Genomic DNA, 15636 nt, shown 5'->3' on the forward strand with positions numbered 1-15636 from the left:
ATGGGCGTCTATCCGATATGAACACGGAACAAAGGACTGGTTGTTGTTGTGAAGCAGTTATTGATAGTCGAGGATGATCCTGGCCTCCAGAGCCAGATGCGATGGTGCTTCAGTGAAGACATTGAAGTCTCGGTAGCCGCTGATCGGGAGGCAGCGCTAACGGCACTTCGGCGTCTCGAGCCTGAAGTGGTGACGCTGGATCTTGGCTTGCCACCCGACCCCGGCGGCGCCACTGAGGGTTTCGCCCTGCTGGAAGATATCCTTCGCCTGGCGCCCATGACCAAAGTGATCGTGGTGACTGGGCGGGAAGACAAGGAAAACGCCGTCAAGGCCATAGGCATGGGAGCCTGCGACTTCTACCAGAAGCCGCTGGATGCCGACATCCTCACCTTTGTGGTAAATCGGGCATTCCGCCTCGCGGAACTGGAAAAAGAAAACCGCGAACTGTCCTCGCAAGGCAATGGCACCAACATCAAAGGCATTGTTGCCGCCAGCCCCGAAATGCTGGTGATTTGCCGCACGGTCGAAAAAGTTGCGCCTACCGATGTCACCACCCTGATTACTGGCGAAACCGGTACCGGCAAGGAACTCCTGGCCCGGGCCCTGCACGACCTGAGCCATCGCGCCGACAAACCCTTTGCGGCCATCAACTGCGCCGCCATTCCGGAAAACCTACTGGAAAGCGAACTGTTCGGGTTCGAGAAAGGCTCCTTTACCGGCGCGACCCAATCCAAGAAAGGCAAGATTGAGAGCGCCAACGGCGGCACCCTGTTTCTCGACGAGATTGGCGATATGCCGATGGCACTGCAGGCCAAACTGCTTCGCTTCCTGCAGGAACGAGTGGTCGACCGGGTAGGTTCGGTAAAACCGATTCCCGTCGATGTCCGGGTGGTGTGCGCCACCCACCGGAATGTTCAGGACCTGATTGCCCAGGGCGATTTCCGGGAAGACCTGTATTACCGGATCAGTGAAATCACACTGGATGTGCCTGCCCTGCGTGAACGGGATGGCGACCCACTGGTGATCGCACAATCCCTCCTGAAAACCCTGGGGAAACAAATGGACCGCCCTAACCTCACGTTCTCGGACGATGCGGTTCAGGCCATCAATGCCTACAGCTGGCCAGGCAATGTGCGTGAAATGATCAACAAGGTGAAGCGGGCGATCATCATGGCCGATGGCAAGCGCATCACCGCCGAGGACCTGGTTCTGCCGCTCGAAGGCTGCGACACCGACTTTCAGCTCAACCTGCGCCAGGTACGTGAAGCGGCAGAACGAAAGGCGATTATTCAGGCCCTCACCACCAGTAATTTCAACATGGCTCAGGCATCGCGCCTTCTGGGCGTTACCCGCCCGACGCTATACAACCTGACCGACAAGTACCGGATTGAGACCAACACCGCCCCGAACGAGGCCTGAGACACCCAATGCTGGAACAGAACAAGACCCGACGAAGGAAGGACCAGGGCATGAAGATAAGAACTATTGCGCGTGCATCACTGCTATCCGCTGCCATCGCTTTGGCCGTGACGGGGTGCAACAGCGAACCGGACATGTCTCAGGAAGACATTCAGTACATCAGCCATGTAGACCAGGCACGGTTTTTCCAGCGCCAGGGTGAGCTGAAAGCAAGCACCATCGAGGCCCGAAGCGCCATCGATCTCCAGCCGAATCGCGCCGCCCCCTACTTTGTCATCATCCACAACCTGCTAACTGCCGGTGATGCGGCGAACGCTGAACGGCAACTGGACAAGCTCCTTGAGAAGACGAACATTGAGGAGCTGGGCCAATCGGAACGCAACCAGGCTGCGTTGATCCGGGCTGAAGCCCGTATTCTCCAGGGTAAACACCAGGAAGCCCTGGAATCTCTGGACCAGATTTCATCGTCCTCTCCGGATCAACAGTTGCAGGCAGACAACCTGAAAGGTCGCGCCTGGTTGACCAGCGGCGACTTTGACAAAGCCGAAGAGGCCTACCAGAGCGCGTTCGACAAACACAGCAATAACGTTGTTGCCATGGTCGGCCTGTCCCGGGTTGCCACAGCCAAGGGCGACTTCGACACTGCAAAGGAACGCCTTGAGAAAGCCATAGAAATTGACGCTGAACACGAGGACGTCTGGCTCTGGAAAGCGCAATTCGCCCATGCCCGCCAACAATGGGCCGAAGCAGAACAGGCGTACATACGCGCCCTGGAGACCATTGGCCAGTTCGACGTTATGACCTTCCGGAAATACCAGACCATTTCGGCCCTGATCACCGTTCTGCGTGAGCAGGGCAAATCGGCGGAGGCATTTGTCTATGAGGAAATCCTTGCCAAGTCCGGTCCGGGTACGATCAAAAGCAACCTGGAAGCCGCGGCCTCAGCCTATAATGATGGCGACCTGAATACCGCCGCCAGGTATTTGCAGGAAGTCCTTAACCAGGTTCCCAACCATCAACAAAGCGCATTGATGCTGGGCGTAATACGTTATCGGCAAGGCCGCCCAGAGGTGGCGGAGAAACTGCTTGCACCGCTGGCCGATATGGAAAACGCCGATGAAGTACGCAAACTCCTGGCCGCCACCCGCATATCCATGCGCGACCCGGCTGGCGCAAAATCACTGCTGGAAGACCTGGAAGGCAGCGACGCCGATCCACAAACACTGGCACTGGTAGGCATTGCAAGCCTGGCTTCTGGCGATGACCAGAGTGGCCGTCAGCTACTGGAAAAGTCGCTGGAACTGACACCAGACAACCATAATCTGCGTTTGCGCTATGCGGCTTATCTCACTCAAACCCGAGATTTCGCCACTGCCATCAAACAGGCCAGTCAGATTCCGTCGGATGCCACGGAGGCCCTGCAGGCCACAATCCTGACATCCCAGGCCCAGGCGTTGTCTGGCAATTCGCAGGCGGCAACAGACACCCTCGACACCTGGCTTAAAGCCAATCCGGACAGCATGGCGGCTTTGATCGCCCGCGGAAACCTGGCCAGCAGCCTGAACAACACCCAACAGGCGGCCAGCTACTTTGAGCGGGCGCACAAGCAACATCCGGAAGAAGCAGCTCCTCTGGTAGCTCTGGGCAACCTTGCCCGCGAACAGCAGAACACGGAGCAGGCGATTGCCTGGTACCGCCAGGCGGTCGAAACCAACCCGAACAACCTGCCCGCCATTCAGGCCCTTGCCGGTGTGATGAAGCGCGATCAACTTACCGGGCTGATGCAGGAAATCAGCACGCAACATCCTGAGGCAAACGGACCGCGGCTGATCCTTCTGGAATCCGCGCTGATCAACAACGAGACGTTGCGAGCCGATGAACTTACCGCCCGGTTGATGGAAAGAGAGCGCGAAGACCAGCCCTCACCGTCTGAACCGCTGGTCGCTGCGGTGTATGAAGGCATTGCCACTCAAATGGCACAGCGCGACAACAGCGAGCGCGCTCTGGAGATCCTGAGCCGCGGACGAGCGCTCTTCCCAGAGAACGAGGCCATCGCCCTAAAAGTGGCTGCCATCGAATTCAGCAATGGCAACGCAACCGCCGCGCGCAGCGCGCTGCAGGATGCCAAGCAGCATCACCCGGACTCCCCCGCGCCCTACCAGGTAGAAGCCAGCTATTACGAAAACCAGGGCGAACATCAGCAAGCTGCTGAGCTTTATCAACTGGCGCTGGCCAAGCGACAAACGGCGGAACTGGCCATCGCCCATGCTCGCGCACTCTCTAACGCCGGCCGATCTCAGAATTCGATAGAAGCACTGCAGGAAGCCAACAAACAATTCCCGAACAATTCGTCAATTCTGCTTACACTGGCGCTTCAAACCCAGCAAGCAGGCCAGACGGATGCGGCCATTGAGCACTACCAGCAGGTTCTGCAACTGACCCCGGACAACGCCCTGGCGCTGAACAATCTCGCCTGGCTGTATTACGAGGCCGGCAACAGCGAAGCGGCATCACTGGCCAAACGCGCCTACGAACTGGTGCCCGAAAATGCTGCGATTGCAGATACCTACGGCTGGATCCTGTTCGAGGCTGGTGAACACGAGCAAAGCCTGGCGGTACTGGAAAGAGCCCATTCCCTGGCACCGGATTCCCAGGAAATTGCCATGCATCTGGCCGAAGCTTATCGAGCCACCGGCCGCACGGATGCGGCCCAGCAGATCATGGACAAGTTCAGCGCAGGCAACAACGGCTAATCATTACTCACGCTATAACCAAAGAGAGGACATAACGAAACGTTCCTAGCCGCCGGTGGCAGCCCTGACCCACTGCAACAATACTTTACATATTGTTTCCAATAGCAAGGAAGGTGGGTTATGGCTGCTATCAAAGTGTTGAGCGTAGGCACCGTGGTGGTTCTGCTCAGCGGCTGTCAGAACTGGCAGTTCAGGGATATTGAGGATTTGCCACCGACAGCCGCGATACCAGAGACGAGCGAACCGGGAAAGGTCGATGTCTGGTATTTTGACGGTATCTCCGGGAACTACGTTCAGGGCATGCTGGACGCAGAGAAATATCCGGATTCGCCCGATGAAATCACTGAACTCACCCAACTGCGCCAAGCCACCAGCCGAGCCAATAATTACGGCACGCTGATCCGGGGCTTTATCGAGCCCCCCGAAACGGGCGAATACACCTTTTACATCAGTGGCGACGATCAGACACAACTGTGGTTATCTGATTCCCAGAACCCGGACGGTGCGGTTCAGATCGCCTCCACCATGTCCACGCCCCTCGATAATTTCACCCGCTACGCCTCACAAACCTCCGGCGTACAATATCTGGAGGCCGGCAAAAAATATTACTTTGAATTCAGACACAAGGAAGGTGGATGGGACGACCACTTTACCGTTGCCTGGTCCGGCCCCGGCATCTCTCAGCAAGTGATCAGCGGCAGCGCGCTACACAGCTACGCTCAGAAAGCCCCTGACTCGGCCCCCGAGATGACAACCGAAGATGCCTACCATCTGGGTTACCGAATCGGCTACTTTGACGCTGAACAGGGCCTCTCATTCAACAGCCAGTACCCACCACTTGATGCGGACAGTGATGATCTGTACGACAATTGGGAGATTGTGTACGGGCTGGATCCATCCAATGCGGCCGACGCCAAATCCGATACCGACAATGACCTGCTTACCGCCATGGATGAGTTCTGGGCCAGGACCAATCCCGGCACCGAAGATACCGATAACGACGGTATTCCGGATGGATACGAATACGCCTATGGCACGGACCCCACCAACCCGGGCGATGCCAATGTAGATCTTGACGGTGATGGCTACACCATCCTGCAAGAGTACCAGGCGGGCACCAATCCCACCGATGCCAGCGACTTCCCTGCCCCTCAGGAAGTGTACGCAACCGGATTCGTCGGCCAGTACTTCACAGGCACCGAGTTTGACAGCTTCGTTTACAGTCAGCGGGATGCGACGGTCAACTTCAACTGGAATAGTGGAAGCCCGTCAGCGGAGCTTCCAAGGGACCGGTTCAGCGTGCGTTGGCAGGGATGGTTCACACCACCTCACAATGAAGGAACCCGGGACTACACCTTCACCACCACTACGGATGATGGTGTTCGGCTTTTCCTCAACGGCTCTACCGTCATTGATCAGTGGAAGAACCAATCCCCCACCAGCTACAACGCCACAGCGAGTCTCGAAGCGGGGACCCCCGTTGCCATCACCATGGAGTACTTTGAGTTCGGCTGGGGCGCCACTGCACAACTGGCGATTACCGACGCCGCCACTGGAGATGCCATATCCACGACCAACACCGTCCAGCATCTGGCATTGGACAGCGAGTTCGCCGAAAGCACCTTGAACGACGGCATCGACGATCTTTACAAACTTCGCTACGGACTCCCCCTGATGCAACCATCAGCCAGCCGGGTGCTTAACGATAGCGGCGTGACGGTTCTTGAGGCTTATCAATCGGGCCTGCACCCGTACACGCTCGAAACCGTATCGGAACCAGAATCACCGGTCACCAGTCAGCCCGGTGGTACCGGCGATGCCAGCGGCAGTGTGACATTGTCGTGGACGCCTCCCGGCACCAGGGTAGATGGCAGCAGCATTTCTCTGAGCGAAATTGACCGTTACCGGATCAACTACGGACAGGATGCTGCAAACCTGACTCAAACTCTGGAGGTGCCGGCAGGCACAACCTCAACCACGGTTACCGGCCTGGCGCCCGGCACCTGGTACTTTACGATTCAGGTAATTGATATCAATGGATTGAGTAGTGAACCGTCTGATCCGGTAGAGCATCAGGTTAACTAAGTGAGCATTTTAGTTGTCGAGTTATTTTACAACCAAACAGCAGCAAACAGAAAGGTTCATTAATATTCAATGACTTAAGATCTGGCACGAAGCCTGCTTATTAAAGGATCACGTAACGCAAAGACCACTCACTGGAGGAGTGACTCAAATGAAAAAATTGACTCAAGGCTTGGCATTGGCTGCTGCCGTCGGATTTGCCGGAGTGGCTCAGGCTGCTTACATTGATGCAGTCGCAAACGGCAATGCACCTGGCGCCGCCGCTGAGCAAAGCGTTCCTGGAGATAACGATTACGCTACGCGAAATGCTGGTACCTGGACTTCCGATGCGCCGTTGTACAGTGTTAGCGATTCCGTGCTGTTCGGCCACAACTTGAAGTCCACCAGTTCAGATCCTTTCAAGCTTACCTTTACTTACCTGGGTAAAGAAGCTTCAGATAACAACCAATTCTACTGGGGCGACACGCTGGTATTCGATACTAATAGCTCCGTGGATGACCAATACAGCGCCGTATTCTACGGTGGCCTTGACGCTCTGCTGAACTTCAAGTTCGTCAATGGCAGAGGCGTTACCATTAATAACGACGCTAATAATGGCGGGCAGTTCAACGACATTACCAAGCCCAATTCCAGCACAAACTTCAACCTCTTCTATGTTGAAGATGATTACTTTGTAATCAGCCTGGATGACGGTTACGTAGGCGACGATAACCACGACGATATGGTGATCGCAGTTCGCGCTACCAAGGTTCCCGAGCCTGGCACGCTGGCATTGCTCGGCCTCGGCCTCGCAGGCATTGCAGTTCGAATGAAAGGCCGTAAAAAAGCCTGACATGGACTTCTGTGGTACGCTTTAAAAGCCCTGCGAACGCAGGGCTTTTTCATTCCGGGTCAGGTTCATGGATGTACTGATTGTTTATGCCAATAGCGGCAGGGGGCTCCAGAAAGATGCCAGGATACTGGAAGCAGCCCTGCAACGGCTTGGGCACCAGACCAGACAGGTTCGATTGCCCCCTACTCCCCTATGGCGATCCCGCCTTTCAGTTTATCGATTCAAAGCACTGAAACGATTTTGCCCCGGATTTCTCAGCAAACTCTTCTATCGCAGTCAGGTTGCTTCTCTTAGGCTGCTAAAACCGGGTCAACAATCGGATCTAGTCATTCATCTGGAGAATGTCTGGGTATCTCAATTGACCGCTGGCCGGCATCACTGGCTCATTCCGAATCAGGAATGGTTCATTGAGTCCAGGCTTCCCTACCTCAGTTTTATCAATCGTATACTCTGCAAAACAAACCACGCGGTAACGATTTTTTCCGCCCTACATTCAGACACCCAGTACCTGGGGTTTACCGGCGGTGAGATCGGCGCCCAGACCGGCTCGGAAAAGAAAGACTACCGCCTTGCTTTGCATGTAGCCGGCAACAGCCAGTTCAAGGGTACGCAACGTGTTATGGCATGTTGGCAGAGGCATCCCGAATGGCCAGAACTGGTCATTGTCTCCCAGCATCTGGACACCACCCCCGCCGCCAATATCAGGGTAGAGAAAAATCTTACGAACAATGAACTGAACACACTCTGGGCCCAGGCCGGTTTCGCGGTACTACCTTCTGAGGTGGAGGGTTATGGCCAGGTACTGGCAGAGGCCATGGCTTACGGCTGTATTACAATAACAACTGATGCACCGCCCATGAACGAGCTGGTTGGGAAGGACAGAGGCTTTCTGGCACATGTGGAAAGAAACCTGACGTTTCGCCTGGGCACCCGTTACCTTGTCTCAGAGCAAGCTCTGGAGCGGAGCATTCAAGCTGCGATAGACCAGCCGCCGGCCACGCTGGCCCACATGTCCAGGCGGGCAATCGAATGGTATTCAACCAATCACGAACAATTTCTTTCCCGATTAGAGAGCCAGCTCAAAGATCTGGTCGCACCACCTCTTGATCAATCTGCTCAAGAATCACCGGAAAGGTAGACTCGATAAACTCAGCGAGAGTTGCAGCCACCTCACAGCCATCGCACGCCACTGCAGAGATGAGTAAAGAGGCATCATCACGGCCACTGAAGAACCCACCCACTTGAGCAAGCTTCGCGCGCCACTGATCGGTTTCCCACTGCCCCTGAACAAAGTAGCTATACCCCAGATGCACACGTTGTCCGGAAACACGATGTTTCAGGGTGACTCCCTGCACCGGGATATTCAGGCTGTTTTCAACATCAAAGAAGCCTTCCGGAATCCAGAAATCACGGTCATAAAGGCGGTTACTGTACTGGATGAGTTCCGCACGATGCCTTTGATAGTCATAGGTAAAAGCGCCCAGATAGTAGGTTGTGCCCAAACCTTGCCCTGCGCGGGCCTGCAAACGGTCAAACAGGGTCTGCGCATACACCCTGTCTGGATTGAGAACGTTGGGGCGCCACCCCGCCAGTGCAGATCCGAACACCGGTGAATACCTTTCACTTAAATCAATGGCGTACCCTTCGGGCTCAGAAGCAATGTTGCCTCGCTTGTCCGGCAAAGCGATCCAGGTAACCAGCCCCAGCAGCGCGACAACCGTTACAGCAACCGTAGCTTTACCTGCGGGTTTAGCGTGATCTTGCTTCTCGTCATTGTCCTGGCTGGCAACAACCTGGTCGTCCCGTATCTCAAGCTGACGAGCCAGAAAATAGAGGGGAACAAGCGTGCCCGCAAACACCCACCAGCCAAAGTTTTCATGATCCTCGATCAGGCCGGACTGCATGTTCGTTTCATACCCCATGTAGATGATGACGAACACCCGGATCCAGTTGGCAAGTAGAGCGAATGCCACCCCCAAACAGAATAACGTGACGCGGGATCGTAACCTCGACAGGTATAACTCGCCATAAATCAGAACCAGCGCCTGCCCCACCAGCAGATACCGAAGTCCAGAGCATCCATGAGCAACTTCAAAGGTTCCGACACCGATGAGGTAAACGAATACACCCTCCACCTCAAAATCAATATCGAAAAAACCCAACAGGACCTTATTAACGGCAACAGTAATTACCTGTAGCGTCCAGGCCAGGAAGTCCCACACAGGAATGGTCAGAAACAGCAAACCCAGCGGCACAATGAACCAGCGAGCCTGGCGCCACCCCATCAGCGTCGCGCAGGCAGCAAACAAAAGAGGCACCAACGCCAATTGCTGAAGCGCCTGAAGACGAATCAACCCGCCGACCCAATAGGCAAGCAGACAGGCTATCAAAGGAAGAACCCAAACCGGGGCGAAGCCCGGGGCCACCGGATTGGTCTTCGCCTTTCGCCAGATCAGATACAGCGACACGCCGGCTAACAAAAGACCATGGGAGTATGATTCGTCCCACTTTAACCATCGCGTCACGACTCCCTCCAAAGTAGGGAAAGTAACGAATGCCAGCACACATAAGACAAGCAGGAACGGCCACAGGCGACTCATCAGGCTGATAGACGGCATCCTTTCCATATTCATGACAACACCCGCTCAGAGACGAAAGAAACGATTAATTGAGGACACTAAACGGGGCGGCATACAACCCCTTGCCCCATAAGCCATTTTAAGAATGGGAGAACGAACATACTCAACGGTGGTAAACAACACCTGCTCCCCTCTGAAGTGCTGTTTGTAGAACGTGTTTTTCCCGGACCCGGCCAGCAAGTCGTAACTGACAATACTCGAATCCTGAAAGGATCGCTCAATGGCGTAACCCAAATGGAGCGTGCCCAAGGACAACTTGTTGTGGAAATCCTGCATGAACCCCGCCTGCAGGTTGTATACCCGATTCCCGGCGCGGACATCATAAAGTACAGACACAATCTGATTGTCGGCTCTCAGTACCGACATTCTCGCGGATTGGCCTCCAGAGAGCCGGTTCAGAAGTGCCTCATGGAAGCGAACAGCATTATCGTCAAAGCAGGGCTTTCCCCAACGCTCGCAATGAAAACGATTGAGTAATGCCAGAAACGTTTCCGGGGTCTGCCATTCCTCGAAGGAACCATTCAAAGTACCTTCAAACAACTCTCGCCGATTATAGGCTTTCAGACGGGTATTCTTTCCAAGCCTTGATAACCAGTCCGTAAACTGTCCCTGAGTTGGGATCACCACACCTTCCGACTCACTCCGAACCACCCGGGAGGGAGCCAGCGTGTGGCTCAGGCCAGATTCGATCATACTCATTGATCTCGCGGAGGCATCCGCAATAATCATCTCATCCCACCGGGCCTCAGCGAGATAGCTCCCAAGCGCCTGCAGGATGGCCAGTTGCTCACGCCGATCCACAATGACGCCCACATATTCCGTGCGCACCGTAGGCCCCAGCTTCCAGGCATTGCCTACCACATGCAGCCTTCGAACTTTCCATCCCAGCGGCGTGCTGACGGCACTCAGGTAGAGCGGAGCCAGGCCAACCAGCGTATCGCCCGGGGCGTATACACCAAGCAGCAACAGATCAAGGTTCAGTCTATCGCCCCAGGTTTCCCACCAGGACGTCTGCCAGGCCCAGCTCATGAACAGCGGGTCGGCATTACTCTGCTCCAGCAGATGGTCCCAGCTTTCCTGCAGCCCGAAAAACTCTTTCTCAGACAAGCGACGAACGGTATAAGTCACATTCGCCTCCCTCGGCTGGAAGTTAGCAGCATTTTTACAGCGAACCGCCAGGGGCCCATCCAGAACGGGTCCTTCGACAATGACCGAAGCAAAGAACGAAAGGCCTGGCGACGCTGACCAGACGAGTACTCATATCGCCCTTTCCGAATAAAAAAATAACTCAATCCCCGGCGGGCCTCACCCCGGGTAACCGCTGAAGGATAGGCTTTCAGAAAGCTCTGGACCAACTGCTCGTTCGCTCGAAACCGGCTATCCTTGTCAGAGGAAATCTGGTTTTCCATAACCCGGTAATACCCAAGCACCGCTGGAACATATAGAAACTGATAGCGGGTAGAAAAACGCAACCAGAGCCCGTAGTCCTCCGCCAACCGATCAGCGCTGTCAAAGCCCCCCATTTCGTCAAAGCAGCGCTTGCGGGTCATAGTTGTGTTCATGCTCACGAAATTATCCCGGAGCAACTGTGGCGTGATACGGCCGGAATAGCGAGCCATACGATTCACACCATGTTCGTGCCCTTCCCCGTCTATGGTTATGAAATCACCATAGACGATATCCGCCTCGGGATGTTCCTCAAAGGCCTTCAGACTGGTTTCCAGCTTTGTACTGACCCAGGCGTTATCTGAGTCGAGAAAGCAGATAAACTGGCCACGCGCCTCGGCAATCCCGCGATTTCGGGCCACACTCTGCCCCTGGTTCTCCTGCTTAAGATATCGAATGCGCGAGTCCGCCAGATACCGCTCCATCAGCTCGGCGGTGCCGTCCGTGGAACCATCGTCAATAACGATCAATTCGAAATCAGGAACCGATTGAGACAGAACGCTCTCAACCGCATAAGGCAGGTAGTCAGCCCGATTAAATGTTGGCGTGATGACCGACACCAGAGGATTAGAAGACATGACTGCTTACTTCCCTGTCTTATTCATCGTTGTTTTTATTTCAGCGCTACCGCAAGCAGCGCTCGCCAGACGTTGGTTTCTGCCGGCGCATACTTCAGCGCTTTCATGATTTCTTTGATGCCCGCAAGCTTTTTACCCACGGCGCCCAGGTAACGCCCCTTTCTGATGTAGAAATGGGCAAATCCCTTATCGAATTCACTCGCACTGAGGGCCTCAGGATACTCTCGGCGAAAGTCGCGAATGATGGCTTCATTGACCCGGAACCGCTGTGTTTTATCCGACGAAATCTGGTTTTCCATCACTCGATACCAGGCCCAGTATTCCGGCTCATAGCGAAACTGATACCGGGCGGAAAACCGTAGCCACAAATCATAGTCGTCAGCCACACGTCGTTTTCCACTCATGCCGCCCATCTCATCAAAGCAGCGGCGCCTTGCCATTGTGGTGTTCATGGCAACACAGTTGTCCCGAATCATCCTCGCGGCAATGCGTCCTGAATAACGCGACATATTCTTGCGGCTGATCTCAGCACCCTGTTCGTTGATAATCACATTATCGCCATATAGCACATCCACTTCCGGATGCTGTTCAAAAACCCTGACTTGTTTCTCCAGCTTATCAAGCGGCCAATAGTTATCCGAATCCAGGAAGCATATGAAGTCGCCGGACGCCTCCGCCAGAGCCACATTTCGGGCCACACTCTGCCCCTGGTTTTCCTGCTGGAACAGACGGACGCGTTCATCCTGCAGGTAGGGTTCAAGCAGTTCCACCGTGTTATCCGTTGAACCGTCATCGACGATCAGAAATTCAAAGTTTCCGTACGTCTGCCCCATAACACTCTCAACCGCCTGCAGAATGAACTCTGCACGGTTATAGGTAGGAGTGATAATAGTGATCAAAGGGTCTTTAGCCGACATCCGTCATCGTCCTTGTTAATACGTTCTTCATTCCACGCTTCCCGGGCAGACTGCAGCAGTTCGCCATCAGAATCCCCCCCCATAATGAACCAGCCGCTGGTGCAATCTCCGTTTGACGAAACTCGCTTTGGTGATTCCCACACAAAAAATCGGGGTTGCTCACGGCCTTGATAGAACCCGTGCGCTTTCATGACCTGCTTCAGCTCCAAATCGGACGTCATGGCAGAATAAGAGGCTGCATTCGGCCATTGCCGCAGCATTGCCTCTACAACCGCCGACTTCAGCGCTGCTGAAGCTGCTGGCCCGATGTAATCGACCAGCCGAACCTGTCGGTCATCCGCACGGACAACCCCCAGAGCTTTGAGGGAATCATTCTCCTCCCGTACTTCCAGAAATGAATACTGTGCAAACGGATGCCGCTGATAGCGCCAGTCAAGGTAAGGCCAGTCTCTCACAACAACCTTGTCGTAGCCTTGCGCAACTGCCGCCCACAACTCATCAATCTGTTCTCTGGGTGGCAATTGCTGCAGGAGAGACGCACGCATGTGTCGGCTCTGCACTGGGCGATTAACCAGTCGAGTGCAAAATTGCAGTAGCATCAAAGCCCAGTCACGAGCGCTCCGAGGCTGACGGATTTTACGAAGAAAATGCACCTGGTCGCTGGCACGCCAACCCATCCGCTGCAATACAATGGCGGCGACCGGGCTGATGCCAAACGACATAAGAATAGGAGAGCGTTGTGCCAACTCTACTTTGATCAGCCGACCTACGCCCTTTCCGCGCTGGCGCTCAGACACCTTGAAGTCGCAGCTCCACATGGCCTGTGTTGGCCGGCCATTCCATAGAATACTTACCGGCACCACCCCGTTGAAGCCGACAACCGAACCGTTCTCCTCTGCCACCACCGGAGCAAAGCCACGATCACGCGCACCAGGATTCTCCTGGAACTGATAACTCCAGATATCACGTTTGAACGCCACATCAGCAAACAGGTTCAGCACCTGCTCCCGATGGCGTTGATCATCATAGGGTTTGATTTCAGCCACCCGTGCGCTCCAGCCATGCCAGAAACATCAGAATGCCCCATAGCTCTGCAGAGTAATCCTCCCGCCCTTTGAGGTGCTCCTGCCAATAGGCATTCACAACTGAGCGGTCCAGATAGTCCTGCTTGTCAAAGACAGACGGTTGCAGCAGCGCCTCCGCCCAGGGGCGCAGTGGGCCCCGTAACCATTGCCCCACGGGCACCGCAAACCCCTGCTTGGGCCTGTCCACCAAGGCCTTTGGCACGTGGCGGTACAAAACGCTACGCAGCACCTGCTTGCCAACACCGCCATTAAGGTTATAGCTCAACGGTAACGACAGCGCGAAGGAAACCACCTTCGGGTCTAACATCGGTATCCTGGTTTCAAGGCTACAGGCCATCGCTGCCCGGTCGACCTTCACCAGAATGTCATCGGGCAGATACCAATTCAGATCACGCCACATCAACGCTTTCAATCCGTCGGGGGGAATAGCGTGCGGGATTGCCTGAGTCAGACCATATGTGGGTTCCTGAACGTCCCTCCGAAAACACTCGGGCTCATTCCAGAAAGAGACAGACTGCCGATAGAAATCTGACAGATCCGCGGCCGAGGCCAGCGCACGCTCCGCTTTGAGGCGATGACGAATTGCCAGCGTCGACCGACCTCGCTGGGAAGGCACCAGAGCCCGGATCGCCTGAGCCGTCGCCGCCTCTGGTAAGCGGGATAACCAGCGCCGGGCGACACCGGCCGGCTTGCTTCGGCTCCGCCAACGGTTATAAACCGAGGGATACCGAGTGTAGCCACAGAACAACTCATCTCCGCCATCACCTGACAATGCAACCGTGACATGCTTCCGTGTCATCTGGCTGACAAGAAAAGTAGGCAACTGCGAGGAATCCGCGAAAGGCTCGTCATAGAGATCTGGCAAACGCGGCACGAGGTTAAGCGCATCCTCGGGAGTTACGTACAATTCCGTGTGTTCGGTTCCCAGATGACGGGCAACCTCTGCGGCATGTTCTGCCTCATTAAAACCGGGCTCATCAAAGCCAATACTGAACGTTCTCACGTTCTGGCTTGCACGGGCTTGCATAAGTGCAACCACGGTGGAAGAGTCAATACCGCCGGAGAGAAAAGCACCTAAAGGAACGTCCGATACCATCTGGTCTTCGATCACGTTCCCGAGTAAAGCCTCCAACTGGTCACTGGCAGCCTCAAAGCTTTCCGGCGCCCGGCTTTCTGTAAAGCAATCCTCAAGGCACCAGTAGCGTTGCGGTTCCGGTAACGTAGCCGGTGAGGCCCCATCAAGAGGAAAACGAACCAGTGAGGCAGGCGGTAATTTTAAAATCCCTTTGTGAATACTGATCGGTGCTGGTATCACGTTGTGCCGGAGCAACAGTGCCAGCGCCCCTGGCTCTACACCGCCTTGCCATGCGGGATGTACCCGAAGCGCCTTGAGCTCCGAACCAAACAACAGAGTGTTGCCTTGCCATCCATAATACAGTGGCTTTTCACCCATTCGGTCTCGGGCCAGAATCAGATCCCGGCTTTTCAGATCCACCAGCGCAAAAGCAAACATTCCCGAGAATTTCGGTAGACTCTCTTCCAACCCCCAACGCTCAATTGCGTGGAGCATCACTTCCGTGTCTGAGTGGCCCCGAAAGGTGCATCCCTCCTTTTCAAGCTCTGCTCGCAGCTGCCGAAAGTTATAGATTTCCCCATTGAAGGCAATAACAAAGCGCCCGCTCGCTGACGCCATCGGCTGCGCACCCGCCGGTGACAGATCCTGAATGGCCAACCTGCGATGCACCAGACCCAAACCAAGGTCTGCCTTGAGCCAGATACCTGAATCGTCCGGCCCCCGGTGAGCTATGGCAGCCCCCATACACTCCAGGGTGGCCTCCGGGGTTCTACCCACATCCCTGTTTACGAATCCTGCAAAGCCGCACAT

Annotated in this window: 11 protein-coding genes; 5 read left to right on the forward strand and 6 right to left on the reverse strand. The window is 55.1% G+C overall.

The annotated features are described in order from the left end of the window. The first annotated feature begins 48 nt into the window (after positions 1-48). From prsR to Q675_RS0118930, 5 genes are all read left to right on the forward strand, one after another. On the forward strand, positions 49-1419 hold the full coding sequence (prsR, locus tag Q675_RS20765) for a PEP-CTERM-box response regulator transcription factor (RefSeq protein ID WP_014421323.1): 1371 nt from the start codon (positions 49-51) through the stop codon (positions 1417-1419). 50 nt (positions 1420-1469) lie between these two features. Then, positions 1470-4172 carry a tetratricopeptide repeat protein gene (locus Q675_RS20770; protein ID WP_031210947.1) on the forward strand — a complete coding sequence of 901 codons (2703 nt, stop codon included), beginning with the start codon at positions 1470-1472 and terminating at the stop codon, positions 4170-4172. A gap of 120 nt (positions 4173-4292) precedes the next feature. Further along, the gene (locus Q675_RS20775) at positions 4293-6257 is read left to right on the forward strand and encodes a PA14 domain-containing protein (protein WP_023010362.1); all 1965 of its coding nucleotides are present in this window, start codon (positions 4293-4295) and stop codon (positions 6255-6257) included. A gap of 148 nt (positions 6258-6405) precedes the next feature. Next, the gene (locus Q675_RS20780) at positions 6406-7086 is read left to right on the forward strand and encodes a PEP-CTERM sorting domain-containing protein (protein ID WP_023010363.1); all 681 of its coding nucleotides are present in this window, start codon (positions 6406-6408) and stop codon (positions 7084-7086) included. Positions 7087-7153: 67 nt separating this feature from the next. Then, positions 7154-8224, forward strand: a complete 1071-nt coding sequence (locus Q675_RS0118930; protein ID WP_031210948.1) for a glycosyltransferase — start codon at positions 7154-7156, stop codon at positions 8222-8224. Here Q675_RS0118930 and xrt read toward each other — a convergent pair. From xrt to asnB, 6 genes are read right to left on the reverse strand one after another with little or no spacing between them, the layout of a single operon-like run. Further along, positions 8166-9719: an exosortase gene (xrt, locus tag Q675_RS20785; RefSeq protein WP_031210949.1), complete on the reverse strand. Its 1554-nt coding sequence runs from the start codon at positions 9717-9719 to the stop codon at positions 8166-8168. The genes Q675_RS0118930 and xrt overlap by 59 nt on opposite strands. A gap of 12 nt (positions 9720-9731) precedes the next feature. Further along, positions 9732-10853: a GNAT family N-acetyltransferase gene (locus Q675_RS20790; protein WP_023010366.1), complete on the reverse strand. Its 1122-nt coding sequence runs from the start codon at positions 10851-10853 to the stop codon at positions 9732-9734. Then, complete coding sequence (locus Q675_RS20795; protein ID WP_023010367.1) at positions 10850-11749, reverse strand: glycosyltransferase family 2 protein; 900 nt, start codon at positions 11747-11749, stop codon at positions 10850-10852. Before Q675_RS20795 ends, Q675_RS20790 begins: the two co-directional genes overlap by 4 nt. Positions 11750-11784: 35 nt before the next feature. Then, entirely contained in the window at positions 11785-12666 is an 882-nt protein-coding gene (locus Q675_RS20800; RefSeq protein ID WP_023010368.1) for a glycosyltransferase family 2 protein, read from the reverse strand. Further along, positions 12645-13712: a GNAT family N-acetyltransferase gene (locus tag Q675_RS20805; protein ID WP_023010369.1), complete on the reverse strand. Its 1068-nt coding sequence runs from the start codon at positions 13710-13712 to the stop codon at positions 12645-12647. The genes Q675_RS20800 and Q675_RS20805 overlap by 22 nt, the downstream gene beginning before the upstream one ends. Next, the gene (gene asnB, locus Q675_RS20810; RefSeq protein ID WP_023010370.1) at positions 13705-15636 is read right to left on the reverse strand and encodes an asparagine synthase (glutamine-hydrolyzing); all 1932 of its coding nucleotides are present in this window, start codon (positions 15634-15636) and stop codon (positions 13705-13707) included. Before asnB ends, Q675_RS20805 begins: the two co-directional genes overlap by 8 nt.

The sequence above is a fragment of the Marinobacter sp. EN3 genome (assembly GCF_000475315.1).
GTDB classification, from domain to species: domain Bacteria; phylum Pseudomonadota; class Gammaproteobacteria; order Pseudomonadales; family Oleiphilaceae; genus Marinobacter; species Marinobacter nauticus.